The following is a 22,865-nucleotide window of genomic DNA, read 5'->3' on the forward strand; positions in this document are numbered from 1 at the left end:
CCTCCGCCAGCTGGAAAGGGATGGCTTGATCTACCGACACGATTTCCGAGAAGTTCCCCCTCGCGTTGAATACAGCATCACCCCGCTGGGCAAAGACCTTCTAGTTCTGATGATCCCCATGTGGACTTGGGTCGTGCAGCACGCCGAGGAGTTCCGGCACTGCCGCGAGATCTACGACAACAACTAGGCCTCACTTGTACCTGAATCGCCTCGAGACAACGAGTCTCAATAGCGAGAAATCACCTGTCCTCGTCCCGCCCTGACCCAAGCCTTCATCGGGTCCTTCGCCCTCGGCTTGGTTTCCTTCAGCGGCCGGCGCGGCTCCAGCGCCTCCTTGATTCGTGCCAGTTCCACAGCCCCGGCTTCGGCCAGGCGCCGAGCCTGTTGCTGCTGCTCGCGGGTCGGCGGCAGGCCTGGCAGGGGCGGCGGCGGCTGGGTCGGGGTGCTGTCGGTCAGCCGGGCAACCGCCTGGCGCAGGGGCAGATCTGGATAGAGCCTGGCTGCACACCAGCGCTCGGCATACCGCTTCGCCTGCCGGACGTTGGCCGCGCGCACTTCCTTCACCTGCCACATCTTCTGGCCTTCCATCCATAGCCGGACCCCAGGACCGCCGTCGGGCGTCACGCTGGCCGTCTCGCGGCCGTTGTACCAAAGCGCCCAGCGCTCACCTGTCTGAACCCAGCCAGAGGGGATCGGGGCGGTGCGGAAGCCTTGGTAGCCGTGCGCGGAAAGCATGGCAGGAAAGATACGACCGACTGTCGCAGATCCTGCGATAGCCGGACTAATACCTCACCTAAGCGCCAAGCTGAACAGATGAATGAACGAACGATCCCGTGCGGCTAGATGCCAGCGCTCCCATGCCGCCCCCTTGAATTTATAGCTATACGAATATAACATGAACACGCCTGCCAATTCCGGTAGGCGTGTCTATCCCAAATAGGAAGAAGGCATATGAGAACCATTCCCATTAACGTTAAGGAAACCCGCCACAATGAAGCACGAAGTAGATTCAAACGATAACAGCAATAGCAAGAAGCCCCTCGAATTGGTTTTCGTGGGGAGGGCAGAAAAGGAGTTGAAGCAGGTTCTTCAGGATCTGCCGAAGCACAGGGCAAAGCAGGTCATCAACTGCATTGAGTACCTGCTCGCACGCCAGCCACCGAATTTGGAAATTGGACATTTGCACGTGTCCAAGAATCAAACGGCAATGGCAATGAAGCTTCAAGGCAGTCCCGCCGTTCGCGTGGTGTTCACCACCAAGGAAAACGGGAAGCTTCACATCTTGCATGTCTGCAAAAAGACCGCCGAAGGCACCGACCAAGCGCTGATTCGTACGGTTGAATTGCGACTGAAAGCACTGTAAGCCCGAAGGCGGCGCTCGTCAGAGCGCCGCCTTCTTTACTTCCATGTAGAAGGGAGCCGAAACGTTCGATGGATTGAACGTCGACTCAATCTTGTATCCACTGCGGATGAGCATGGCCAGCAAGGCGTCAATGGAGAACTTCTCCAGCCTACCCCGGAAAAGGTTACTGATTCGTGGCTGGCTCACCATGAGTCGATCGGCTACTGCGGCTTGTGTAAGCCCTTCCTCGCGAGCGAAAGCCACCAGGGCAATGGCGAGCTTCGCCTTCAGGGCATCAATGTTGAACTCGACGGGATCGTCGCTCAACATTTCAAATAAATTCTGACTGTTCATAAATTCGTGACTCCCGAAGGGGGCGAGAGTTCTGCTCTGCGAAATTTCTGTCGCGCTGAGACGGACGATTATAGCGGTACTGATAAGACAGTCAACAACCGGAGTCGCTTTTTATGAGCAACGAATGAACGAGTTCATTTTTCTCTATCCATTCAGCTACGCCGCCAGACGGTGCTCGTAGAACGGGTGCCGCTTGTCGTCAAAGATCCGGTAGAGCGCAGCCAGATCGGATGGATCCGGGTTGAGCCAGGCATCCAAGTGCTCGGGCTTGATGTTGATGATGGTCCGGTCGTGGCCGGCGGCAGCCACCTCGGGCTCGGGGTCGTCGGTGATGGCAGCGAACGACAGCAGGTCCGGCTCTTTGCCGGCCGGGTCCTTCCAGTGCGACCACAGGCACGCCACCAGCATTGGCTCGCCCGTGCGCGGGGTGAACTGCACCACCTGGTTCCTCCCGTCCGGGCCTTCGACGTTCTCGTAGAAGGTGTCGACCACCATCAGGCCGTGGGTGTGTCCGAACGCCGGCGCCCAGAACTTCTCCAGGCTGTCGCGACGGGCGTTGTAGGTGCCGGGGAACCTCTGGTCGTAGTTGGCCGGCTTCCCGGCCAGGCGGCACTGGTAGCGCATCGGCTTGATGACCAACTTCCCGCCCTCGGAGACGATTACCGGGGCGTAGACGCCGGGAAATATGCGGCTGTAGCGGTCCTTCGGCTCAACGCGTTGCAGGTCCGCCAGCCGCGCCTTGGCCCGCTCGATCTTGTTGCCGGCGATCCTAACGTCCTCGCGGGCCTTCTTCGTCTCCTTCACCTGCAGCGCGCGCTCGGCGTCGGCCAGCCGCTTGCGGTTGGCGAACAGTTCCTGCTCCAGGATGGTGGCCTCGGCCCTGTTCCATTGCTCGATCTCGGCCCACACCGCCAGCTCCGCCGGACTAGCGCCGGCCCGGAAGGCGTCATCCATGGCCTTCGGCGTCTTGGGCCGCTTCTTGCCCGGGTCGTGCGCGTAGAGCGCGGCGAACTCCTGCAGCGACAGGGTGGCGCCGGTCATCCTGACCAGCTTCTGGTAAGCGGCTTCGATCTGGGCGGAGTAGCACATGGCCGCAATCTGCCAGCAGAGTCCGTTGTGACCGCGTGATGGCCCATTAGGGCGCCGTCTCGGGCTCCACCGGAGGCTGCGACACCATGCCTATTGGCGGCTGCAGGCTCGCAAGATAGACGGCATCGGTCGCGGCCTTAATCATCGCCATGAGCTTCCACCCAGGTTCAGTGCTTTCTTCACCGGTCAGCGGGTTGGTGATGACGTAGGTCTTTGCTAACAGGTCACTGATCTTTGCGGGAAGGACGCCCAGAAAGGTGCGCTCCAACACCGTGCCGTCTGCCTGTGTGGTCAGCTTTTCGAAGTGGAATGTTACGGGGCCATCGTTGGTGTACGGGTTCCAGTCGATGCCTATGCGCGGCGCAATTGCTTCCACCCGAGTTCCGAAGGCCGCGCTCTCGCTTATCAACGCCATGTTGGTCTCCATGTCAGTACCCCGCCACGTCTACGGTCATGATGTGCATCTGGCTGCTAATCGCCCGCGGCGCCGGATTGCCAAAGAATGCATATGTCCCCTCTCCAGTCGTCCCTTGGGCGACCGTGTAGCCGTTTGCGGTTGATGTAAGCAAACCCGCGAAGCAAGCCCATTGCCAATCCGCGCTCGGCGAGGCTTGCACTCCCGTCCAGCGAAAGCCCGGCACCGTGATGATCTGCGCGTAGGTGCCTGGACCTAAGTTCACGTCTGCGGACGGCGTAGAGCCCACCAAGGTGCGAGCATCCACCACGCGCATGTACCGGTTCTGCGAGTCGAACACAACGCGTTCCTGGGCGTCGAACACCTGCAATCCGAAGCCCGGGCCTGACCGGACGGGAGGTCGGTCAAACACGAATACCTCCATCGTGTCGCCGACTGCAGCACCGCCTCCATGCACGCTGATCCAGCCGAACTCCCAACCCCCGCTCACCTGGCGAGCACGACTCACGGTGAATGGTTTGCTGCAGCGCGCGGCCACCAATGGTCTGTCGCCGGTGACGGTCAGGAAGGCTTGGTTTCCGAAGCCTCCTGTGACCGGCCCTGACGCAGTCTGGAAGGTCAGCGTGTGCCTCGAAATGAAGGCGTAGTTGAAGAAATTTTCGTCGATGATGACGTTGTCATTGTTGTTGATGAACTGGAAGCCGGCAGGCATCAGTACGTCCCAAAGTAGAAGTTCGCAGGTGTGGTCCAACTAACGCTTGTACCGCTGATAGTTGGCACCGTGATATCGACCGGATACATGAGGCCGTTCTGATCAAGGATCGGTAGCACGAATGGGATTCCCTGCGAGAGCGCAGGCTCTTGAAGCGAGCCACCGGCGCTCTGATTCACAACCCCAAGAAGCCGGGTCATCCGGCTAGTCAGGTCAACGGTGATGTTGCCGAACTCGTCCCAGCATTGCAGTCCCGTAGGCATCAGCTGCTCCATGTTCCAAGACGGATGCGCCGCTTGTTGTTCTCGTCGTATCCGGTGAAGTGCCCGTCGCTGTATTCCATCCGCCGGCCGTTGCCAGGGGACACGAATCGCACCTTGTCGAACAGAAAATCAATCGTGCTCGTCGTGCCGTTGTTCACCGAACGTATACCGGCCACCCGACCATTGGCGTCAAGCGACATGGTCCAGCTGGCTCGGTACTCGGCGATCCCGTTCTCATTGATCGTGGTTCGTGCCTCAATCGCTTGGGTGACCGAAGCATATTTGTAATCCATGCCGCGAACGCCGAGCTGGTAGGGAGGCGGCACCGTCTGCTGCGCCGTCACGCGAGCAAAGATCGGCTCAAGCAGCCAGAAGTTGCAGCTGGTTTCGATCGTGGTCCAAACGAACAGCACAGGGCGCACAGATGCGGCACCGGCTGGCGCAATGGCGAATCGCGTAGAGGTGGCATAGTTGGCGTACACCGAACCATCCTGCGGATTCCGTGCGGACGCTGCCGCCTGCGGCTCCCCGATCTGAATGCCATCGGCATCGTAGAAGATCATGCCGAAGGCGATATCGCATCGATGTGCCAGGAACTTGGTCGAGGCGCAGAACCTCTCCCCAGGCTTGCAGGACACGTTGGCTCCGTTGCGCAGGATGTTGTAGCTCGCGGCCCCACCGTTGGCGGCTGAGCCAATCGTGTGCCCCCCGACAGGGAACCAGTCCGCAGACCACCAATCCCTGCGCATCACCTGGAAGCCGCCCGGATTCCAGATCCAGTCCCATCCACCCGCATCCCACTCAAATCCCGTGTTGAATGCAAGGTTTCCGCTGCCGCCCAGCTCAGACCGTACGCTGGTCAGCGCCGATGCGTTCGCCGCGATGCTCTCGCCGTGCTGTTGCACCGTGGTGGACAGTGCCGTCACTGCGGACGTGTCCGCCTTTCCTGCAATCGCCGCGTTGGCTGCGGAGATTGCCTCGGCGTTGGCTTGGATAGAATCCTCACTCTCGCTCACCCGGCTCGATAGGGCGTTCAATGCAGCCGCGTCTGCCTTTTGATCCAGCGCCGTTGCCACACCATCAACGCGCTCGGAGATGATCGCCAGCCCAGTCTCAGTCTGCTCGATGCGAACGCTGTGATTTGTCAGCTGCAAGCCTTGAGCCCCTACCGCCTCCGCCAACGAGCTGTAGTCGCCGATCTTCTTCCAGAAGGCCGCATCCGATGGCAAATTCCCTTTCGTTTCCACGAGTGCGTAGTACAGCCCGCCTTCCCACTTAACGACCGCTCCCGGGTTGTATGCCATCTCAGGGTCATAGACAGCCGCATTCAAGGCAGCGTCCAGGTTGGCGATCTGCTGTGCCTGCTCGGCAAACCCCGCTGCCATCTCTTGACCGAGCCGGTTTTGCTCTTCGATCAGGTCGATGATCTCCTGCGCCGTCGGCGGTGGCTTCACCGGAACGATCGAACCCTCTCCCGCCTTGCCGCGCACGCTGGCGGTGATCTTGAACCACCATTCCTGCCCACTGCCATCGCTGTAGAGATAGCGGGTTTCAACCACCCGGGCGATCTCCGTCCACGGCCCCTGCGCTGTTGGTCCGCGCTCAATGATGTAGATCACCCCCTCCTGGTCTACGGCGTCCCACTCGATGAGCACACCATCGGCGACCGGATTGGGCACCACACCCTCCACCGGTGGCACGTCCGGGGACACGTACGCGATCGGGAACCAAGAGGATTCCCGCAGCGGAACAGGGGTCACCGATGGCAGCGGCCCTGCCCCGATCTCGATCAGGGTTATTTTCCTTGCTTGCATGTGACTTACCTTGCGTTGAGAGCCGCGCGAATGGCCGAGCTGGTGCTGGTGCGCACCCCTTGCGTCGTCACGGAGACCAGGTCCTGCAGCAGTGAGCGGGCATCGGTCAGAAGTGCATTGGTTTCCCGTACCGCTGCCGTCGTCTCCGCCTGAGCCTTGTTGTCCACCACCAGGTCGAACACGGCACGGCTGAAGTTGTCCGGCAGGGCCTCGATAGCGTCCGCCAGTTGGCCCATGCTGGTGCCGTCATCCTTGTCCAGGTTGCCCACCTTCATGCCGTCGATGAGCCCGGTCACCTGGTCGTACAGCCCGTTGTAGTCCTTGCCACTGGCGTAGAGGTTCCGACCGAAGCCTAGGGCCGCCTGAGCCGCTGACTGCGCGGCGCTGGTGTCCCCACCGGCCACCGCCCGCTGCAGCTCCTTCATCGCCTCGCCCAGCTTCTCCTGGTCCGTCAGTGGAGACAGGTCGCTGATCGACAGGCCGTACTGCATGGCCTTCTTGTCCTTGTCGATCTGCGCCTGCAGCTTGCCCATGTTCATCGCGCGCAGCGCTTCGATCTTGGCCAGATCCTCGGCACGTGCACCGGACAAGCCCAGGGCCTTGGCGTAGTCGTTGGCCGACTTCACCTGCTGCCGGTAGGTCCGCTCGATGCTCAGGGCCTGCTGCTGGTAGCTGGACAGGTCGCCGGTCATGAGCTGCGTGGAAACGTCCGCCATCAGCGAGGCGTAGTTCCCGAGCAACCCGGTCATCTTCTCGACCTGGGTGGCCAGGTCAGTGCCGGCGACGCTGGCCAGGTCCTGGAAGTAGTCCACCGCCTTGTTGACCTTGTCGACCTCCATCCCGTTGAGGGCGCGACCCAGCTCGTCGGCATTGCCCACCGCCAGTGCGATCGACGCACTCAGCGCATTGAACACATCCGACGCCTCGAAGTAGCCGTCCAGCTGGCCTCCGAAGCCGGCAGCCTTCACCGCCTCGGTGAACAGCCGATTGGTCATGTCACCGAGGTACGCCTCCAGCTGCGACTTGGCCTCGGCGGAGTCCGCCGACAGCTGCAGCTTGCCCAGGCTCACCCGCACACCGCTCAGCTGCTGGGTCAGGTCGACGCCCAACTGCTTGGCCAGGCCGGTTGCCGCACCGCGGACCTGACGCGCGGCCATGTCGAACGTGCGATCAATACCGGGATCCACCGCGCCGTACTGCGTCCACTTCTTGTCGGACCGGAAGAAGCCGCCCTTCTGCTTGATATCGGCGTAGGTCTGGCCGTCGAAGCCACCGAACCCATACGAGCCGGTCAGGCCCTGGCCGGTGATCTTAGGCGCGCCGCGGCCGAACAGCTTGGCGTGGATGCTCGACCCGGACAGGATCGATGCGACCTTGTCGTTGAATCCCAGCCCGCGGAACGTCTTGTCGGCAAGGCCCACCGCGCCGGCGGTGGCAATCTTGCCGGCCCAGCTCTCCCCGTTGGCGATGTTCCAGCCCTGATCGAACAGCTCGGCGTTCTTCATCATGCCGGCAACGATCCAGCCGATGATCGGCACCGCCGCTGCTGCGGACGAGCCAGCTGCACCGGCGCCAGCCGCGGCCGAAGAACCACCCGCTGCGGCCGCGCCGCCACCGGTGAGGGCGGCAACGTTGTTCCCGAACCCCAGCAGACTGCCAGCGCTGGCGCCGCTGCTCGCCGCACTTGCGCCCGCACTGAACAGCCCCTGGCCCTTGGACAGCAGTCCGGCAATGGTCCCCAGGTTCTGACCGCCGCCGGCCGCGCCATTGCCACCAAACAGCCCCATGATGCTCTGAAGGCTCAGGCCACCGCCCTGGCCCGTCATCCCGTTAATGCTCTCCAGGATCTTTGTTTGAATCGGGATCACGAGCTTTTGCTGCAGCAGCTGGCGCGCAATGTCACGCAGCCCCTGTTTGGCCACGTCTTTCATGTCGTCCCACAGGCCAGACCAATCACGCAGGCCGCCCGCGACGAAGTCGGCCATGGCGTCGGCTGTGTCGCTCACCAGGTAATTGCCCACATCCGCCCATTGCTGCAGGCTGGCGGCGTACTTGTCCGCGTCGATGCTAGCTTGTGCGGCAGCACGTGCCTGCGCCATCAGCGAGGCGCTTAGGTCGGCATTGATGCCCGCACCTGCCGCGTTCGCCTCGTTGATTGCCTCCTGCATGTCCCGCTGATTCTGCATCTCACGCCGTGCGCGCTCCCGCGCTGGGCCGATGAGGCGCATCATGTCGAGTTCGCCGCTCATGGTGTCGAGCAGTGCCTGCGGCGCCCGCTTGCGCTTGTCCAGCTCTGCGGTGGTGGCCGCAAGCTGAGACGCTGACTCCTTCTCCAGCGTGTTGAAGGCAGCGCGCGTGATGTTGCCTGCGGCCAGTTCCTTAGTCAGCTCTGCCAAGCGTTGCTTGTGCTTCTGCTCGGCCTCGGCCAGCGGGCCGGCCATCGTGGCCGCCGCCATGTCTGCCTCGGCGGCGTAGCGCCGCAGCGATTCTGCCTGGCGGTCAACGGCAGAGCTGCTCGTCGTTTTCTCGCGCCCAAGCTTTGGCGGCTCGTAGGGCCTTGGCTGGCCAGGGATGCCGGCAGTGGTCTCCACTGTTGCGGTCACGCCCCGGAACGGGAACGCCGCGATGAGTGCGTCCACTTCTGCCAGCTCGCCCTGCACCTTCTTCTTTGCGTCACCGCTGAAGATGCCCTTCCAGTTCTTCAGGCTGTCACCCAGCGCGCCCCGCCGTGCCTGAAGGCTCTCCAGCGAATCGTTGTTACTGACGGGCATGAAGCCCTTCGATTTGAGCCACCCGGTGTAGCTAACCACCAACTGCCCGAATCCTGCCGCAGCGTCCAGAGCGGCCTTTCCGAATTGAATCACGCCGTTGGTGGCCGACTGCATTGCCTCCTGCGCCTTGGGATCGTGCAGCAGCTTGTTCAATTCATTCAGGGTCGGAATAACGCCCTCAGCGACCTGAACCTTGACACCCATAAAAGCGAGGTCAGCCTCCTGCGTAACGCGGCGCAACTCGTTCATCGCCTTGGTGGTGTCGTTGCTGATGATCGCGCCAGCTGCCTCCGCGGCTTGGCCCCACTGCTTGAATCCGGCGCTGTTGTTGCGCAGCAACGGGATTAGCATCGCCGAGTCGCTGGCGATGGCCTCCATGTAGAAGGTCAGTTCAGTCTGCGACAAATTGGCCCGTTCGAGGCTCTTGAAGTACAGCCCGAGGGCGTCCGGGCCGGATAGCTTGCGCATCTGCTCGGCTGTGACGCCGGCGCCCTTGGCAATGTTATTGAAGAAGTCGGCCATAGCGCCGCCACCCGTCTGGATGTAGTCGCCAATCTTGTCCTGCACATCCTTGAGGATATCGGCCAGCTTCTCGTGGCTGATTCCTACCGTCGCGGCCCCCGCGGCCATCCGCTGGAAGCTCTCCGTACTCGTGCCAGAAAGCTGTGCCATCCGCTCATACTGGTAGGCCAGATCTCCCACTTGGCGTGTCCAGGTGACAACGGCAGTGCCAACGGCAACAGCCGCCGTCCCCATTGCAGTGCCAACTGCGGTGGCAACGTTCGACATGGTGCGTTGAATTGCGGCAGACCGTTGGGCCGCAACATGCTCCGCTTTTGTCATCCCCTGCTCGAACGACCCGGTCTTGGCGAGGAGATCAACGGTGAGAGTGTAGAGGCTCATAGGCTTCCCAATAAAAAGGCCCCGCAATGCGGGGCCATGTGGCTGTGACGCGACACTTGGACTGATCAGGGAATCGAATATCGGTCGCCTTCCAGCAGCCCGTACACGATGCCTGTTCGCTGGTTGATGAACCTGACGCGGGTGATCCACTTATCAGACGAGCCGGCTGCGTAATTCGATATGCATCTAGCGTTGAGCTGTTGATCGCTGAAGCTCATCTCAGCCCAATGCTCATCGACAAGTACGTCGGCCGAATTCGAGTCCACCCGGCCCGGCCTAGCGACGCCAGACGCTTCGAGCGACTCAACGGCCCGCACACAAACGGGCGATACCGGAGCGGCTGCGGACGCAGGTACTTGATCATGATTCCTGCTTGTTGTTCCGGTAATGACCAGCCACATCGCTGCCGCCCCCATAGCAACAATTCCAATCACAGCGAGCGCGACTTTCTGGCCGGCATCCATGTTTTTCTCCCTCGGTTCGATCGACTACAGCTTAGTGCCAAACACTAGCCGAGGTATCAAGCGGGTATTTCCTCGAACTCCATGTACCCGGTGAAGTACTGCCGGCTGATGTTCTCCGCCGACGGCAGCTGTGTCGGGTAACCGTAGAGCGCCGACCGCGCCGCCAGCAGCGGGTCGAGCGCCTTGCTGACCATATCCCGGTACTGCGGCACAACGCAGGAGCGCCGGCGCCCCGCGATCGCTGCCGCCACCGTCTCCCAATCGGTCCCGCCCAACCCACCGGCGCGCACGGCAGCCGTCGGCCGGCCGGAAAAGGTGCACGTGAGCCGGCGGTACAGAGGCCCAGGAACCGTGTTGACCTGCCCACCCTTGGTGCGGGTGTGCACGCTGGTGTCGATCGTCGCCACCGCCCAGCCGTCGCTGATGCCCACCTCAACTGCCCGGAAGATCGCGATCTCGCCCACGTCCACGTTCGTGGCAGTTGTGGCGATCTCGACGGACACTGTCGAGACCAGGGCGCTGGCCTGCGGGAACAGCCATGCGCAGACACTCCCGCCGGGCAGTCGCATCGTGGTGCCGCTGGCGCCGGCAGCGCTCACCTGCACGCCGGACGGGATGTTGAGGCCGAGAATCGCGATGATTCCCGGCACAAGGGCCTCGGCCAGGGTGATCGTGATCGCCAGCGAACCGGTGCGCCGGATCCGCGAGGAGCGCCCAGGCTTGCCATCGAAGAGCGCCGCGCCTTGGTCGGTCGACAACCACGTTCCACCGGTGAGGGTGGCCGTTTCCACCGCCGGCATGCCATATCCAATCAACACGTCATCATCCCCACAGGGTAAGCACCACGTCCCCCGTGGCAGGGTTGCGCTCTACACGCCGCACCAGCACCGGCTTGCCATCGGCCAGGCCGTAGCGGCTGTAGGTCAGCCGGCCGATCTGACCAGGGAGCGGAGCCATGTCCTGATCACCGCGAATGGCGACCTGGTAGAAGAACCGCTGCCGCTTGTACATCGCCACGACGCGGTTGATCTCGGCCTGCGCGTCGGCGGCATGCCAGAACAGCGAAATGACCGGATCGGCGGCGTCGGCGCGACGGTAGTGGGCGTCCAGTACGCCCGCAGCGAACACCTGACCTCGGTAGAGGCCCGTCAGCTCGTCGCGGCGGCTCTGCGGCACCTCCACCACGTCGGTGACGAGGTCGGAGGCACCGAGGGCCTGCGCGTTCGGCCGATACGCCATGCGTCGGGTGAGATTGGGCGCGTCGTCCGGGACGCCGACAAGGTCGCTGGCCATGTCCGCTTCCGAGATCTCAAACGCCGGCTGCCCCTGGTAGGTCTCCGGCGCAACCACCTGCACGAAACGCAGTACACCGGTGGGATCCTGGTAGCACCCGACACCGTAGCTGGGCAGCATCGCGTTCAGGGCATCCCTGCCCGTGATGGCCGCTCCGGCGTAGTAGCCGATACCGGCGTAGCCGGTTGCAGCGTCCACGGCCGCACAGTCCGCTGCCGACCAAGCCCCTGCCCCGAGGCGGGCCATCACGTCACCCACGGCCTGCTCCAGGCGCGCCGGGGCCATGCCGGGGCCGATGCTCGACCCATCGACCACCACAGGGATGACGGGAGGAGATTTCAGCAGCAGCTGCTGGCCGTCCGGCGCCATGCTGAAGGTGCCGTCTTCCATCAGATCGCCGCGGTCCATCACAGCGCTTACGTGCACCGGGCTGTCGGCCAGGAACATCGCTGTCGCATCGGAATTGGCGCCGGCTGCCGGCACGCTGGCCACCGCGCCGATCACTACCGGCTGCGGCTTCCAGGCCAGCGAGGTGATGTTGGGCAGGAACACGCCCCGGTTGATGGTCTGGCCCAGGTAGTCGTGCGCGTCGCGCAGGTGCAGGGTCTTGCTGCCGTCGTCGTTCACCTCGATCTGATCGATGACACAGCGGAACACCGGAGCGGCGTCGGCCAGCATGCCGCCGTCATCGACCTGCAGGATGCGCACCGCAGCCCCCGAGGCACCGGACAATGCCAGGTCATCCAGCAGCCCCTCGGCGTCGGCGACCACGCATTCCGCCGCCGCCGTCTGCGACACCGGATCGCCACCCCACGGCCAGAAGCTCAGCTCCTGGACGAGGTTGACGCCGTCGGCCACCAGCCCTTCGTACCGGGCATTGGCCGGGCTATCGCCTGGCGCGGAGAGCCAGTCATCGTCGGCCAGCCGAGTGGTCGGCGCTTGGGCCTGTTCCAGCTTCCAACCGGCAACAGCGGCGTCGCTGCGGGCGCCCCACTGTCCAGCGTTCACGGCCAAGCACAGCCCACCGGCCTTCGTCGCAGCCAGTGCGGCGGCGAAGTGGAGCGGGCCGGCCAGCAGCAGGTCGCGCTGGTGGACCAGCGCGCCGTTGAGGTACAGGTGGAGCCTGGAGGGACTGCCGAAGGAGACCCGCATCCCGACGATATCGCCCAGCGCGACCACGGGCAGACCAGTTGCGATCGCACCAGTGCCTTGGATCAGGCGACCGGTGGCCAGTTCCCAGCCGATGCCCTCCCCGTTCGCGCCCGGCGCTTGGCTGAGGGACGCTGCTGCCGTGACAAAGCCCACGACGGCCGAGAGGTCGTCATCGCCCCACAGCGCGAACTCGACGCCGACAACGCCGGCGCTGAGGGCAAAGTCGGACCGGGCGCAGCGGTTGAGGTCGGCTGCTTCCGTCGTGGCGAGAGTGAGCCCACCGTCGCGCGCAGCGAGCAGCGGGCCGATCGGGAGGGCGGCAAAGCGCCCAAAGGTATCGGTCATGGCTATCCCAGTCGATCGAACCAGTCCTGTGCCTCGTCCTCCTCGGAACGTGGAACAAGAGTGTCCAGGTACTCCTGAAAGGAGCGCTTGGTGCCGCCCTGGCTGTGTGAGGCGGTGATGTACGCGGCGAAGGCAGCGGGCTTGATGTGCAGGCTTACGGGGTCGATGGGATTCCGCTTATGGAACTCCCACCATTCCAGGAACTCCCGGCGCGACATGCTCGCCTGCAGCTCGGACACCGTGCGATGCAGGTGGCCGGCGAGGACCTTCCAGAACCAGTCCTCGCCGCGCTGCCTTAGCCGTTTCCCGCGTCAGCCTGGGCTTGGGCAGCATCCTCGCCGAAGCCGGAATGCTTCATGGCCACGCGCTGCAGCTCAGCGGCCACCAGGGGCTTGAGCTGGGCGGCCTGCTCCACGTTCATCACGGGCTTGCCGTCCTCGTCGCAGATGGTCGCTGCGATCAGCTTGGCGCGATCGCCTTCGCCCCACAGCTTGCGGAACTCCGCGTCCGGCAGCTCGCGCACATGGAACTGCGCCTTGGCACCGTTGGGCAAGGTGATCGTGTCGGCGCGAACGTCCTTGGAGGCGAACATGCCCAGGTTGGTGAACGACTGCAGGATGCTCACGGGCTGCTGCGGCTGGGTTTGGGTGGTTTCGCTGGTCTTGCTCATTGGCCGTTTCCTTCAGTGGCGACAGAGCGCGCGGGCCGCGCACGGCTAACACGCGGAGGATCCGCGCGCCCTGTCAGAGAGATGGCCCGCCAGAGCGGGCCTGGGTGTGCGCCGTTGCCGCTGCCTTACGGCGTCGGGCGGTGCGTGGTAACGGCGCCGGAGCCGCGGATGGTGATCGTCGCCTTCCATACATCGTTGTCCTGGCTGGTCACCGCAAAGTTCTGCACGAAGCCGTCGAACTGCTTGGACAGCACGGTGTCCGGCGGGGTGATCTTGCCGGCAACGGCGGTCGGCTTGGCCACGCCTTCGGTTTCCGACAGCGGCGCAGTCACCAGCCAGTTCACGACGGCACCGGTCTCGTGCAGCTCTTCCAGCTTCTCGTGGTCGACGCTGTCGTAGATGATCTCGATGCTGGTGCTGCCGGTCTGCTTGCGGCCGGCGACGAACTGGTCCCAGTCGTCGTCGTAGTCGGAGATATCGATCTCCGACGCCTGGCCATCGGGGAAGCCGACCGAACGCAGGCGGGTCACCTTGATGACCTCGGCCGCGGCGATGGCGACGAACAGCTGCGAATGCTTCGACTTGATTACCTGTCCCATAGGGGTTTCCTTGTGTTGCGCCCGTCGCCGGGCATGAAAAAGGCCCCTTGCGGGGCCAGTGGGTTGCCGTTGTGTGGTTCAGCGCAGTTGCAGGAGGCTGGCGTCGAAGGAGATGCCAAAGGCGTCCGCGCCGTCGCTGTCAGGCGTCGGGTTGTAAGACTCGATGCTGCCTACGCGCTCGATCGCGTCGCGGATGGCGACGGCCGCGCCGTTGGCCTGCGTCAGGGCTTCGCCCCACACGGTCAACCGGACGCGCCAGCCGTCGGCCGGCGGCACCTCGGACAGCATCGCGGTGGGCGATCCGCCGACGACCTCCCACGTCGCGTAGGGCAGTGCTGCATCCTGTGGCGCGGTCCCCGGCCACAGCCGGATCGGGTCGCCCAGCACGTGCCGAACCGCTGCATCACCCTGCAGCAGGGACTGGATCAGGGGAACCATCATCGCCAGCCATCCTTCTTCAGCTGCTTGTCGAGCGCCGCCCAGGTTTCATTGATGATCACCTGCGCTGCCTCCGGTCCCTTGGCCTCGCCTGCCGGCGTGAGGAACGGCTCGGCCCTCATCTTCCTGGTGCCGAATTCCTTGAAGCGCCAGTAATAGGCCCAGCCCGCCTCCTCATAGACCTTCCCGACGCGGCCGCGGCGCCGGTTGCGCTTGGTGTTGGCGTACTTGCGCCGGCGACCGGTCTTAACCCCGACCGTGTAGTACTCGCCGCCTTGGCCTACACCTGCGCGCTGTCGGCTTTTGGTGTTGGCCCGGCGGGTGACGATCTGCGTGGCCATGAACCCCGATGCTCTCGGAGCCCGGCGCCGGGCGTCGTCGCGGATGACGTTGCCGCCCTTGCGCATGCCGGCCTGAACCGCCCTTCCCTGGATCGCCTTGGGAGCCGCCCGTAGCGAACGCAGGAGGCCGTCCAGACCGTCGATCTCCACCTGCTCAGACATTGGTCAACCCCGCTACGGCGATGATCGCCATCTCGCTGCGGTCGTTGCTGGGTGCGATGCTCTTGATATCGAAGGCACGGCCACGGAACACGATCCGCCACTGAGGATCAACGTCACGCGGGCGGATATCGAACCGAACCTGCTCCCGGTAGCGCTCGGCACCGGCGGCGACCGCCTCTGTCGTTGCCGCAAGATTGTTGGTGGCCTTGGCCCACACACTCACAACCTCGACCCACACCGGCTTACCTGGGCCGCCCAGCGGGTCGCGCGGTTCGGTCTTGCGCTCGAAGCGGATACGGTGCTGCAGATCGCCATCTAGAAGCGTCATGGCATCATCACCCTTCGGTATGGGCGCAGCAGGCTCTTGGCACCGTTGGGTAGCTCGACCGCCTGAGCCCCCACGATCACATCCGTGCGGTTCGCGTAGAGGTGACCGAGCGTCAGCAGGATGGCAGAGAAGATGCTCGGATTCGCAACAACGCCGTGGATGCAGGCCTCCGCCTCTACTGTCGCCTCGCGATGGGCGACAACCGCCAGCCGTACCGCGGCGGTGCGCTCGTCCCCATCCTCAATGAACGCCGCATCTGCCAGCGCCTGGCTTTTTGCAAGCGCGGCGGCCTTCATTACGGCTGGGTAGCTCCGCCTTGCCAGAGCCAAGGCGTCGGCGTCCTCGTAGATCCGCCGATTGAGGTATGCCTGCGCTGCATCCTGCGCGCCGGCAATGGCGGCCTGCAGCTGTTCCTCAGGGTAATCGGCCTCAACTCGCACATGCGAGCGGGCTTGTGCGAGTGAGACGATGGGCATATCAGTCCTTCTTCCCTTCAGCCAGAGCCGCGGCCAGCTTCTCCGCCCCCCAGCGCTTGTCGAACGGGATGCCCGCAGCTTCAAGCTGCGCCATCAAGGCCGGCTTGTCTTCGGCAGCGACCTGGCCCTTGTCCCCCTCGCCGGAGAGCTTGTCGACGGTCTCGGCGATCAGCGCCTCGCGTGCGCTGTCCTCGAGCGCGTTCCAGTCCTCCACCGACAGCCCAGAGACAGCGTGTGCGCGGCCAACCACGTCGCCCAACGACAGGACATTGCCGTCGGAAAGCTCGAAGCTCTCCGGCTGAACACTGGATCCCAGCAGGGACGGTGGCGGTGTGTCTGCCATCAGGCTGAGCGCACCGACAGAGAGTGCACCGGCCTCCAGCTCGGGCGGGCAGTCATCGCCGGCAACGAACTGGACGGGATAGATCTCGCCTTCCGGCACTCCACGGAAGGGCTTGATGAACTTTGCCATTGCGGCTCCTCGATCACAGGCTGGATGCCGGGCGGCGCAAGGCCGCCCGACGGGTGGGTGATCAGGCCGAAGCCGCGATCTTGAGGGCGCGCATCGGCTCGGGGTTGTGCACACCGCCGCCCACGCGCTTGGTGGTGTAGAACATCACGTACGGCTTGTTGGTGTACGGGTCGCGCAGAACGCGCACGCCCTTGCGGTCGTACACGGTGTAGGTCTGCTTGAAGTCGCCGAACAGCGCGGCGATGGCGTTTGCTGCCACATCCGGGATCGCGGCCACATCCTGCACCGCAAAGCCTGCCAGGGTCGACGGCTGACCCGCCACGAGCGACGGCTGCCACAGGTAGTTGCCCTGGGCATCCTTCAGCTTGCGCACCACACCCTGCGTCTTGCGGTTCAGCGCGAACTTGGCGCCCGCAGTGAATGCCGACGGCAGGTCATAGACCAGGTCCAGAATGCTGTCACCGTTGATGCCAGCCGCCAGCCCGCTGTTCACGGCCTTGATGGCACCGAACGGGTGCTTGGCCGCGTTGGCGCCGCCTTCCACGTAGGTCAGGATGCCGAACGGCTTGTTGACGCCATTGCCGGAGAAGAACGCATCGCCCTCCTGCTTGGCGAACTCCAGCTCGACCTCACCGGCCAGCCAAGCCTCCAGGTCAATCTCGGCATCGTCCAGCAGCTGCTGGGTCGCCGCCGGATTGGCGTAGATTTCGCCCCAGCCGAAGCTGAGCGGACGCAGCTTTGCCGTTGTGGTCTCCGGGCGGGGATCTTCTTCGCCCACCCAGCCCGAGGACGTGCCGCCGGTGTTGTACAGCTTGGTCAGGCCCGCCCCGGAGCAGGGCTGCACGTTGGCCAGCTGGCGCATGTCCGACACGATGACCAGGCGGTCGGTGATCGAGCGGTCCCATTCTACCGGTGCCAAGTAGCCGCCCTCATCGGCCGCCCCCTTGTTGAGGGCAGCCTGCACTTCACCCTTGCGGAAGTGGGCACGGAACGACTCGGTGTACTCCGCATCAGCGACAGAACTGCCGGCGCTACCGCCGCCCATCTGGAACGCGGCCATCTGGGTGTTGGCCTGGTCGACCGCGGCCTGCAGGCGGGTAATGTCTGCATTGATGTTGTCGACCTTCAGGGCCTGCAGTGCATCGGCGCTGCCCTTCTTGATCTCTTCCAGCTGCTTGGTGTGCTCAGCCTTGAAGTCGGCGAATGCCTTGTTCAGCGACTCCACCAGCGCCTTCACGTCGGGCTGGCTGCCGCCATCGGCGTGCACGCAAACGAGGCCGCGCGGGACGCGGCCGTGGGTCATCTTGGTCATGTGTTGGCCTCTTAGGCTTTGATGTTGTCGAGAAGGCCCTGCAGCAGGGCCGAGGTTTCGTTGCCGCCAGCGCTCGGCGTAGCGGACCCGGCAGCGCACGGCTTGCCGTTGAACAGCGATTTCAGGGTGTCGCGTCGCATGGAGCGGGAGTGGCCTGCTTTGGCCATCGCCGCCTCGACCAAGGCCAGCGCCTTACGCCCACCCGATGCCTGCTTTGCATCCTTGGTGGCGGCAGCTCCATCGAGCAGGCCATCGGCAAAGCCGTCTTCCACCGCCTGGGCGGCACCGATCCAGGTCTCCTCGTCCATCATCCGAGCCGCCTCAGCCTCGGTGACGCCCGAGCGGGCCGCGTAGACCTTGGCCATGGCCGTGTCGAATGGCTCCAGCAGCTTTGCTGCGTCGGCCATGTCGTGCCGATTGCCGATGGCCACGGCCCAAGCGTTGTGGATCATCAGGAACGATCCGTCGCCCATCAAGATCTCGTCGCCGGCCATCGCAATCACCGACGCCGCTGACGCCGCCAGGCCCATGACCTGGACCGTCACCCTGCCCTGGTGCTCGCGCAGCAGGTTGTAGATCGCGACACCTTCGAAGAAGTCGCCGCCGGGTGAGTTGATGTTCACCACCACGTCTTTGTCGCCGATGGCGCGTAGCGCGGCGCTGATCCGCTTGGCGGTGACGCCAGTGCCCTCCCAGTTTTCGCCGATCGAGTCATAGATCGAGATACTGTTCGCGTCGTTCCCGGCGGCGCGAACTTCGGGCTCCCAGCGTTCGAGCGCGTCGGGACGCATGTCGAACTGGGCGGCGCCTAGCCGTCGCTCGGCGCGGATTTCAGGCAGCTGCCGGAGGCTCATTGCTCTTTCCCTTCTGTGTCATGGGGTTGATCAGGTCGTTGGCCCCTGGCTGATCCGATTCCGGATAGTCCAGGAGGTCGCGGATCTCGTTCTGCGTGTGGAACGGCGCCGTACCGCCGGAGCCGAGAGCGGCCTTGAAGAAGTCCGCCTGATCCGTGAGCGTGCCGCGCATCAGTGCCCGCACGTTGAACTTGGGCTGGTAGCGCTCCAGATCCCGCTCGTCGATCAGCGATCGCGCGACCGCCTGCTCCCAGTTGGTGAAGTGCTCCAGCATCGTGTACTGCAGGAAGAAGATGCCCAGCTGCTCGATGCCAGTGCCCCAGCTGGTATCGCTCAGGAACAGCAGCGGGCGGGGAACACCGTAGAGCCTGGCCACCTCCTCCACCTGTGCGCTGCGGTTCTCGACATGCTGGGCCTCTTGGGCGGTGCTGCCGAACTTGTTGGCCTTGGCGTTCTCCTCCAGCAGCATCCAGCGCTGCGCCGCGGCGGCGCCGGCATATTCGGTGTCGAGGGACGTGCGCATGCGCTCATAGGCCACGTCGCTGAGCGCATTGGGCACCTCGATGGCACCACCGGCCATGTTGCCGGTCTCAAAGATCCGGCTCGCTGCCTGTTCCGCATCCAGCGCCAGGCGGATAGCCCGATCTGCCAGCTTCATCCTGGACAGGCTCGTCACACCGTCAACGGATAGGTCGCGGATGTGCAGTACTTCCTCCTGCTTGAGAATGACCTCTCCACGCTTCTTGCTGTTGAACCGATAGAGCATGCGCCAGTCGTCGCCAAGCTCAGCCCTCACCGCTGGGGAATCCAGCGGGATCAGGTGGATTGGCCGACCTGCTGACCACACGATCCGCGCGTAGGCGTCCCCGTGCCGCTGCCGGGCCAGCTCCATCTGCCGCTTGAACTCCAGCGGGGTCTGCCATGGATTCGGCTTGATCTTCAGCAGGCGGTGCGCGGGATGCTCGTCGGCTATCCGCTTCTTCCTGCCCGACTCGACCAGGTTCAGGGGCAGCATGCCGATGGTTCCGCAGATCAGGGACAGGCAGCGGAGTACCGCCATGTTGCGCAGCTGGTAGCCACCGCCGCCGTGGCCGCCCTGTGATCGGATGAACTCCAGCAGTGCCGGATCATTCATTCCCGTGAACTGGCCGGCCTCAGCGCGTGCGCTGGGTGGCGCCGCCTGCGGCGGATTCCAGAGCCGGTCCAGCGACTTCAGGTCTTCTTCATTGAACCTGGACATGGTTTTCCCTATAGAAATCGGATCCCGCGCTTCTCGTACACAGAAGCTGAGCGGACAAAGCTCGCGTGCGCAGCACCGATAGCCATGCACAGTGCGACGGCCGGATCGATCTTGTTGATCGACCGCTCTTTGGAGAGCCAGCGGTTATCCCATTTGTCTGTTTCGATCACCGCCGACATGAGCGCTGAAACGAGGACCGGGTTCTTCTTCAGTCGGATCCGGCCCTCCAAAAGGGCCTCTTCCAACAGGTTGAGCGAGCCGGGCATCCACATGCCCTCTGGCACCGGCTGTCCTGCTGCTTTGGCGGCCTCGGCTGCGGCCTCTAGCGGCTTGCCCTTCCTGGTGCCGCCCTGCGGGTGCTCAGCGAAGGTCAGCGAAAGGCCAATCTGTTTGGCATCGTCCTCGAAGCGGCGGAACACATACCGGTCATAGGCCATCAGCTGAATGGAGTAGCCCTGGTCGTAGTCGGCCAGCGTCTGAGCCACATGCCGGAAGCTGATCGTCTTGCCCTTCGGCGCGTGCAAGTGGCCAGCCTTGATCCACGTCCGGTAGGGCAGCTTGTCCTTCAGCTGGCGTGCGTCCACCGTGTCGCCGGGCGTCCATGCCTCAATCCAAGCATCAAACGTCGGCTTCTCGACCACGCGCTCCTCGCCCTCCACCATGACGGTGACCGGCAAGCTGCCGGTTTGGACGACGAACGCCGCAGCGGTCAGGTCGCGCACCTGCGACAGATCGAGCCCGCCATACACCGGCTTTCCGTGGTGTTCGGCAATCTCGAAGTCGGCCAATGCCGGCTCCAGCGTCGCGCGGGTCATCCATGCAGTTTCAGCATCGGTCCAGACGCAGAAGTGCAGGCGCAGCACGCCGTTCAACTGGCCGGGAATCGCCTTCGCCTGGTGAACAATGTCCCGCAGCGTCTCCTCGGTGATCGTGATCCCGAGCAACGGGTTCGCTTTGGCCCAGCAGGTCGGATCCTCCAGTGGGTCGTCGCCATCATCGAGCGCGCACACGTAACTGAAAGTGCGATCGTCCAGCGGCTCACCGACAAAGGTCGGATCGTTGACCGCCTCCGTATGCCCAGCCGCCACTTTCACCGCGTGCTCGTGCTCCTCCCAGGCAACACTGTTTCGGTCGCTGCCCGAGTTGGTGATCATGAACAGCAACGGCTGTCGCCGGAACTTAAAGCCGCGTTCCAGCATCTCGATGGCGCGCCGGTCGGGCAGCTCGTGGACTTCGTCGGCAAGCACGAAGTACGGGCGAGGACCGGAGCCTGTTCGCCCGGTGTCCCGCGAAACCGGCCGGAAGAAGCTGCCGCTCTTGTGGTGAGCGATGTTGTACTCGCGCCCCTCGCCGCCGGAGAACTCCAGACGCTTCATCAGCGCCTTTGACGCCTTAACCATCTTCACCGCATCGGCGAACAGGATTCCGGCCTGCTCCTTCTTCGCAGCGGCGGCGTAGATCTGCGCGCCAGCCTCCCCGTCGGAGGTCATCCCATACAAACCAATGCCGCCGGCCATGGGCGACTTTCCGTTGCCCTTGCCCATCTCGATATAGGCGCGACGGAATCGCCGTTTGCCGTCCGCCTTCTTCCAGCCAAACAGCGATCCGAGAATGAATGCCTGCGAGGGGTGCAGCTCAAAAGAGCGGCCCTCGAACTGGCCCTCTGAGAGCTTCAGAATCGTCTCGAAGTACTCAAAAACCCTTTGCGCCGCAGCTTGGTCGAAGTAGAGGCCGCGCTCGTGACCGTCTTGCAGGTCCTTCAGGTGCCGGCGGCATGCATTCCGAACATGGGGGCCGGCCACGATCTCACCTGCTACCACCGCCAGCGCATAGGCCGTAGTGCGATCAGAAGAGCTTGTCGTCGGGGTCTTCGTCCTCTTCGCCGCCATGATTCACTTTTGTCTCGTCAACCGGCGTTGCGCCGAGCTTGGAAAGCAGGGAGCCCAGCGCCTGGAGGGCCGAAACCCCCATGTCTGGGTCGGTCTCCATCCGAGCCGCCAAGATGCAGACCTGGCGCAGCAACAGCCGGTGGCCAGCATGCAGCCATGGCATGTTCTCGACCTGCTCACGCCATACCGCGATCTGCGGTTTCGTCATCCCCTTGTAGGGAGGCCCGATCGCCTTGGCCTTTTTCGGCGTCTTGCGGTCCTTGTGCCGTTTTGGGTTCTTGGCCGCTGCGCCAGAAACTGCTGCTTTTGCGGCTGGTGTCCTTGGATTTGCCATCTTCTGCCCCGGTCGGGGGTCGTCTTTCCAACTGTGGATACGCGAAGAACGGGGGGCGCACGTATCGCCGGGCAATCGGCCCAAACTTTTCGGCCCCCCCTCCCCTTCTTCGTTCAGTTTTCTGTGGATAACTCCGCGCCGGGACGTTGGCCTACTTGATCGGCCAACCGTTGGCGTCGCACCCCACAACCACGTGCTGGGCGTTCCCGAACCCGCCGTCCTCGCGAGCCGTCTTCCGGCTATGGCAGCTGACGCACATCGTCCGCAGGTTCTCCGGGGCGTTGTTGTTGGGGTCACCGTCCACGTGGTCGACGTGGGCCTGACCTTTCCCGCTACAGAGGACGCCGCAACCCTGTTCCTGGCATCGGTACAGGTCCCGAACCAGAATGGCCTCTCGCAGCGCGCGCCAGGCTCGGCTGTTCGTCGGCAGAGCGCGCTTGGCTTGCCGGTTGCCTGCCAGCCCACGGGCATTCATCAGTACGGCTTCCCGTCCAGGTCGACGCGCGCAGGCTCGACACCTTCGTCCTCCACCGCTGCGCCGGCCTCCTCGCCCAGCAGCTGCGCCACGGCCTGCACCAGCAGGCCAACGTGCATTGCCAGCTCGGCGATCTGCTTGCCCTGCTGCTCGATGATCCCGACCAGTCGGTCGATACGGCTGTCGGTGCTGCTCTCAATCAGCCCCGCCAGGGCCGTAGCAGCCGCAGCGCGCGCCACCTCTTCAATCCGTGCAGCGTCCATCACCAGCCCTCGTCATTCGCAGTACCAGGCCGCGGCGTATCCACCACTCGACCCGCTCCCAGTCCGGTTCCATGCCCGTGGCCCGGGCAAACCAC

Annotated in this window: 28 protein-coding genes; 2 read left to right on the top strand and 26 right to left on the bottom strand. The window is 63.9% G+C overall.

Annotation, left to right across the window (positions count from 1 at the left end):
- The coding region (locus tag AC5QAB_RS12690) for a winged helix-turn-helix transcriptional regulator (protein ID WP_495233428.1) at window positions 1-187 on the top strand (187 nt) is incomplete at its 5' end.
- Between the two features lie 38 nt (window positions 188-225).
- Here the strand turns inward: AC5QAB_RS12690 and AC5QAB_RS12695 are convergent.
- Window positions 226-735, bottom strand: coding sequence for a hypothetical protein (locus tag AC5QAB_RS12695; RefSeq protein ID WP_495233429.1), 510 nt, complete (start codon window positions 733-735; stop codon window positions 226-228).
- Window positions 736-991: 256 nt separating this feature from the next.
- On the opposite strand from AC5QAB_RS12695, the gene AC5QAB_RS12700 reads away from it, so the two are divergent.
- Window positions 992-1,363, top strand: a complete 372-nt coding sequence (locus AC5QAB_RS12700; protein ID WP_099475749.1) for a type II toxin-antitoxin system RelE/ParE family toxin — start codon at window positions 992-994, stop codon at window positions 1,361-1,363.
- An 18-nt stretch (window positions 1,364-1,381) separates the two neighbouring features.
- On the opposite strand, the gene AC5QAB_RS12705 is transcribed toward AC5QAB_RS12700, so the two are convergent.
- The 25 genes from AC5QAB_RS12705 to AC5QAB_RS12825 form a co-directional block, all read right to left on the bottom strand.
- Window positions 1,382-1,696, bottom strand: a complete 315-nt coding sequence (locus tag AC5QAB_RS12705; protein ID WP_099475748.1) for a helix-turn-helix domain-containing protein — start codon at window positions 1,694-1,696, stop codon at window positions 1,382-1,384.
- A gap of 156 nt (window positions 1,697-1,852) precedes the next feature.
- Entirely contained in the window at window positions 1,853-2,785 is a 933-nt protein-coding gene (locus AC5QAB_RS12710) for an SOS response-associated peptidase family protein (protein ID WP_495233430.1), read from the bottom strand.
- Window positions 2,786-2,831: 46 nt separating this feature from the next.
- Window positions 2,832-3,200 carry a hypothetical protein gene (locus tag AC5QAB_RS12715; protein ID WP_143570030.1) on the bottom strand — a complete coding sequence of 123 codons (369 nt, stop codon included), beginning with the start codon at window positions 3,198-3,200 and terminating at the stop codon, window positions 2,832-2,834.
- A 13-nt stretch (window positions 3,201-3,213) separates the two neighbouring features.
- Window positions 3,214-3,912, bottom strand: a complete 699-nt coding sequence (locus AC5QAB_RS12720; RefSeq protein ID WP_495233431.1) for a hypothetical protein — start codon at window positions 3,910-3,912, stop codon at window positions 3,214-3,216.
- Complete coding sequence (locus AC5QAB_RS12725) at window positions 3,912-4,175, bottom strand: hypothetical protein (RefSeq protein WP_099475744.1); 264 nt, start codon at window positions 4,173-4,175, stop codon at window positions 3,912-3,914. Before AC5QAB_RS12725 ends, AC5QAB_RS12720 begins: the two co-directional genes overlap by 1 nt.
- Entirely contained in the window at window positions 4,175-5,989 is a 1,815-nt protein-coding gene (locus tag AC5QAB_RS12730; protein WP_495233432.1) for a hypothetical protein, read from the bottom strand. Before AC5QAB_RS12730 ends, AC5QAB_RS12725 begins: the two co-directional genes overlap by 1 nt.
- Window positions 5,990-5,994: 5 nt before the next feature.
- Window positions 5,995-9,663: a phage tail protein gene (locus AC5QAB_RS12735; RefSeq protein ID WP_495233433.1), complete on the bottom strand. Its 3,669-nt coding sequence runs from the start codon at window positions 9,661-9,663 to the stop codon at window positions 5,995-5,997.
- Between the two features lie 65 nt (window positions 9,664-9,728).
- Complete coding sequence (locus AC5QAB_RS12740; protein ID WP_227864018.1) at window positions 9,729-10,127, bottom strand: hypothetical protein; 399 nt, start codon at window positions 10,125-10,127, stop codon at window positions 9,729-9,731.
- A 56-nt stretch (window positions 10,128-10,183) separates the two neighbouring features.
- Complete coding sequence (locus AC5QAB_RS12745) at window positions 10,184-10,927, bottom strand: hypothetical protein (RefSeq protein WP_227864017.1); 744 nt, start codon at window positions 10,925-10,927, stop codon at window positions 10,184-10,186.
- Window positions 10,928-10,949: 22 nt separating this feature from the next.
- A complete protein-coding gene (locus AC5QAB_RS12750) occupies window positions 10,950-12,917 on the bottom strand; it encodes a hypothetical protein (protein WP_227864016.1) in 1,968 nt (655 codons plus the stop codon).
- A 2-nt stretch (window positions 12,918-12,919) separates the two neighbouring features.
- On the bottom strand, window positions 12,920-13,156 hold the full coding sequence (locus AC5QAB_RS12755) for a hypothetical protein (RefSeq protein ID WP_227864015.1): 237 nt from the start codon (window positions 13,154-13,156) through the stop codon (window positions 12,920-12,922).
- A gap of 56 nt (window positions 13,157-13,212) precedes the next feature.
- Window positions 13,213-13,587 carry a hypothetical protein gene (locus tag AC5QAB_RS12760; protein WP_053497214.1) on the bottom strand — a complete coding sequence of 125 codons (375 nt, stop codon included), beginning with the start codon at window positions 13,585-13,587 and terminating at the stop codon, window positions 13,213-13,215.
- Window positions 13,588-13,712: 125 nt separating this feature from the next.
- Window positions 13,713-14,186 carry a phage tail tube protein gene (locus AC5QAB_RS12765; RefSeq protein ID WP_053497212.1) on the bottom strand — a complete coding sequence of 158 codons (474 nt, stop codon included), beginning with the start codon at window positions 14,184-14,186 and terminating at the stop codon, window positions 13,713-13,715.
- 78 nt (window positions 14,187-14,264) lie between these two features.
- On the bottom strand, window positions 14,265-14,627 hold the full coding sequence (gene gp17 / locus AC5QAB_RS12770; RefSeq protein ID WP_227864014.1) for a tail completion protein gp17: 363 nt from the start codon (window positions 14,625-14,627) through the stop codon (window positions 14,265-14,267).
- Entirely contained in the window at window positions 14,624-15,127 is a 504-nt protein-coding gene (locus AC5QAB_RS12775; RefSeq protein ID WP_227864013.1) for an HK97-gp10 family putative phage morphogenesis protein, read from the bottom strand. Before AC5QAB_RS12775 ends, gp17 begins: the two co-directional genes overlap by 4 nt.
- Window positions 15,120-15,455 carry a phage head closure protein gene (locus AC5QAB_RS12780; protein ID WP_197639691.1) on the bottom strand — a complete coding sequence of 112 codons (336 nt, stop codon included), beginning with the start codon at window positions 15,453-15,455 and terminating at the stop codon, window positions 15,120-15,122. The genes AC5QAB_RS12775 and AC5QAB_RS12780 overlap by 8 nt, the downstream gene beginning before the upstream one ends.
- Window positions 15,452-15,931, bottom strand: a complete 480-nt coding sequence (locus AC5QAB_RS12785) for a head-tail connector protein (RefSeq protein WP_227864012.1) — start codon at window positions 15,929-15,931, stop codon at window positions 15,452-15,454. Before AC5QAB_RS12785 ends, AC5QAB_RS12780 begins: the two co-directional genes overlap by 4 nt.
- Before the next feature lies 1 nt (window position 15,932).
- The gene (locus AC5QAB_RS12790; RefSeq protein WP_227864011.1) at window positions 15,933-16,403 is read right to left on the bottom strand and encodes a hypothetical protein; all 471 of its coding nucleotides are present in this window, start codon (window positions 16,401-16,403) and stop codon (window positions 15,933-15,935) included.
- Window positions 16,404-16,464: 61 nt separating this feature from the next.
- Window positions 16,465-17,715 carry a phage major capsid protein gene (locus tag AC5QAB_RS12795; protein WP_227864010.1) on the bottom strand — a complete coding sequence of 417 codons (1,251 nt, stop codon included), beginning with the start codon at window positions 17,713-17,715 and terminating at the stop codon, window positions 16,465-16,467.
- A gap of 11 nt (window positions 17,716-17,726) precedes the next feature.
- The gene (locus AC5QAB_RS12800; protein WP_197605150.1) at window positions 17,727-18,569 is read right to left on the bottom strand and encodes a head maturation protease, ClpP-related; all 843 of its coding nucleotides are present in this window, start codon (window positions 18,567-18,569) and stop codon (window positions 17,727-17,729) included.
- Window positions 18,547-19,809 (bottom strand): phage portal protein, encoded by a 1,263-nt coding sequence (locus AC5QAB_RS12805; RefSeq protein WP_227864009.1) that lies wholly within the window; start codon window positions 19,807-19,809, stop codon window positions 18,547-18,549. Before AC5QAB_RS12805 ends, AC5QAB_RS12800 begins: the two co-directional genes overlap by 23 nt.
- Before the next feature lie 8 nt (window positions 19,810-19,817).
- Window positions 19,818-21,698 (bottom strand): terminase large subunit, encoded by a 1,881-nt coding sequence (locus AC5QAB_RS12810; protein WP_227864008.1) that lies wholly within the window; start codon window positions 21,696-21,698, stop codon window positions 19,818-19,820.
- Window positions 21,655-22,032 (bottom strand): hypothetical protein, encoded by a 378-nt coding sequence (locus tag AC5QAB_RS12815; RefSeq protein ID WP_227864007.1) that lies wholly within the window; start codon window positions 22,030-22,032, stop codon window positions 21,655-21,657. Before AC5QAB_RS12815 ends, AC5QAB_RS12810 begins: the two co-directional genes overlap by 44 nt.
- 151 nt (window positions 22,033-22,183) lie before the next feature.
- A complete protein-coding gene (locus tag AC5QAB_RS12820; protein ID WP_227864006.1) occupies window positions 22,184-22,507 on the bottom strand; it encodes an HNH endonuclease signature motif containing protein in 324 nt (107 codons plus the stop codon).
- A complete protein-coding gene (locus tag AC5QAB_RS12825; RefSeq protein WP_227864005.1) occupies window positions 22,507-22,770 on the bottom strand; it encodes a hypothetical protein in 264 nt (87 codons plus the stop codon). Before AC5QAB_RS12825 ends, AC5QAB_RS12820 begins: the two co-directional genes overlap by 1 nt.
- Window positions 22,771-22,865: the final 95 nt, after the last annotated feature.

The sequence above is a fragment of the Stenotrophomonas sp. YJH_SMC_127 genome, from assembly GCF_059372445.1.

Coding starts and splice junctions, on each gene's coding strand:
- AC5QAB_RS12695 (WP_495233429.1), bottom strand. CDS start 735: ATGCTTTCCGCGCACGGCTACCAAGGCTTCCGCACCGCCCCGATCCCC.
- AC5QAB_RS12700 (WP_099475749.1), top strand. CDS start 992: ATGAAGCACGAAGTAGATTCAAACGATAACAGCAATAGCAAGAAGCCC.
- AC5QAB_RS12705 (WP_099475748.1), bottom strand. CDS start 1,696: ATGAACAGTCAGAATTTATTTGAAATGTTGAGCGACGATCCCGTCGAG.
- AC5QAB_RS12710 (WP_495233430.1), bottom strand. CDS start 2,785: ATGTGCTACTCCGCCCAGATCGAAGCCGCTTACCAGAAGCTGGTCAGG.
- AC5QAB_RS12715 (WP_143570030.1), bottom strand. CDS start 3,200: ATGGCGTTGATAAGCGAGAGCGCGGCCTTCGGAACTCGGGTGGAAGCA.
- AC5QAB_RS12720 (WP_495233431.1), bottom strand. CDS start 3,912: ATGCCTGCCGGCTTCCAGTTCATCAACAACAATGACAACGTCATCATC.
- AC5QAB_RS12725 (WP_099475744.1), bottom strand. CDS start 4,175: ATGCCTACGGGACTGCAATGCTGGGACGAGTTCGGCAACATCACCGTT.
- AC5QAB_RS12730 (WP_495233432.1), bottom strand. CDS start 5,989: ATGCAAGCAAGGAAAATAACCCTGATCGAGATCGGGGCAGGGCCGCTG.
- AC5QAB_RS12735 (WP_495233433.1), bottom strand. CDS start 9,663: ATGAGCCTCTACACTCTCACCGTTGATCTCCTCGCCAAGACCGGGTCG.
- AC5QAB_RS12740 (WP_227864018.1), bottom strand. CDS start 10,127: ATGGATGCCGGCCAGAAAGTCGCGCTCGCTGTGATTGGAATTGTTGCT.
- AC5QAB_RS12745 (WP_227864017.1), bottom strand. CDS start 10,927: ATGCCGGCGGTGGAAACGGCCACCCTCACCGGTGGAACGTGGTTGTCG.
- AC5QAB_RS12750 (WP_227864016.1), bottom strand. CDS start 12,917: ATGACCGATACCTTTGGGCGCTTTGCCGCCCTCCCGATCGGCCCGCTG.
- AC5QAB_RS12760 (WP_053497214.1), bottom strand. CDS start 13,587: ATGAGCAAGACCAGCGAAACCACCCAAACCCAGCCGCAGCAGCCCGTG.
- AC5QAB_RS12765 (WP_053497212.1), bottom strand. CDS start 14,186: ATGGGACAGGTAATCAAGTCGAAGCATTCGCAGCTGTTCGTCGCCATC.
- gp17 (WP_227864014.1), bottom strand. CDS start 14,627: ATGATGGTTCCCCTGATCCAGTCCCTGCTGCAGGGTGATGCAGCGGTT.
- AC5QAB_RS12775 (WP_227864013.1), bottom strand. CDS start 15,127: ATGTCTGAGCAGGTGGAGATCGACGGTCTGGACGGCCTCCTGCGTTCG.
- AC5QAB_RS12780 (WP_197639691.1), bottom strand. CDS start 15,455: ATGACGCTTCTAGATGGCGATCTGCAGCACCGTATCCGCTTCGAGCGC.
- AC5QAB_RS12785 (WP_227864012.1), bottom strand. CDS start 15,931: ATGCCCATCGTCTCACTCGCACAAGCCCGCTCGCATGTGCGAGTTGAG.
- AC5QAB_RS12790 (WP_227864011.1), bottom strand. CDS start 16,403: ATGGCAAAGTTCATCAAGCCCTTCCGTGGAGTGCCGGAAGGCGAGATC.
- AC5QAB_RS12795 (WP_227864010.1), bottom strand. CDS start 17,715: ATGACCAAGATGACCCACGGCCGCGTCCCGCGCGGCCTCGTTTGCGTG.
- AC5QAB_RS12800 (WP_197605150.1), bottom strand. CDS start 18,569: ATGAGCCTCCGGCAGCTGCCTGAAATCCGCGCCGAGCGACGGCTAGGC.
- AC5QAB_RS12805 (WP_227864009.1), bottom strand. CDS start 19,809: ATGTCCAGGTTCAATGAAGAAGACCTGAAGTCGCTGGACCGGCTCTGG.
- AC5QAB_RS12810 (WP_227864008.1), bottom strand. CDS start 21,698: ATGGCGGCGAAGAGGACGAAGACCCCGACGACAAGCTCTTCTGATCGC.
- AC5QAB_RS12815 (WP_227864007.1), bottom strand. CDS start 22,032: ATGGCAAATCCAAGGACACCAGCCGCAAAAGCAGCAGTTTCTGGCGCA.
- AC5QAB_RS12820 (WP_227864006.1), bottom strand. CDS start 22,507: ATGAATGCCCGTGGGCTGGCAGGCAACCGGCAAGCCAAGCGCGCTCTG.
- AC5QAB_RS12825 (WP_227864005.1), bottom strand. CDS start 22,770: ATGGACGCTGCACGGATTGAAGAGGTGGCGCGCGCTGCGGCTGCTACG.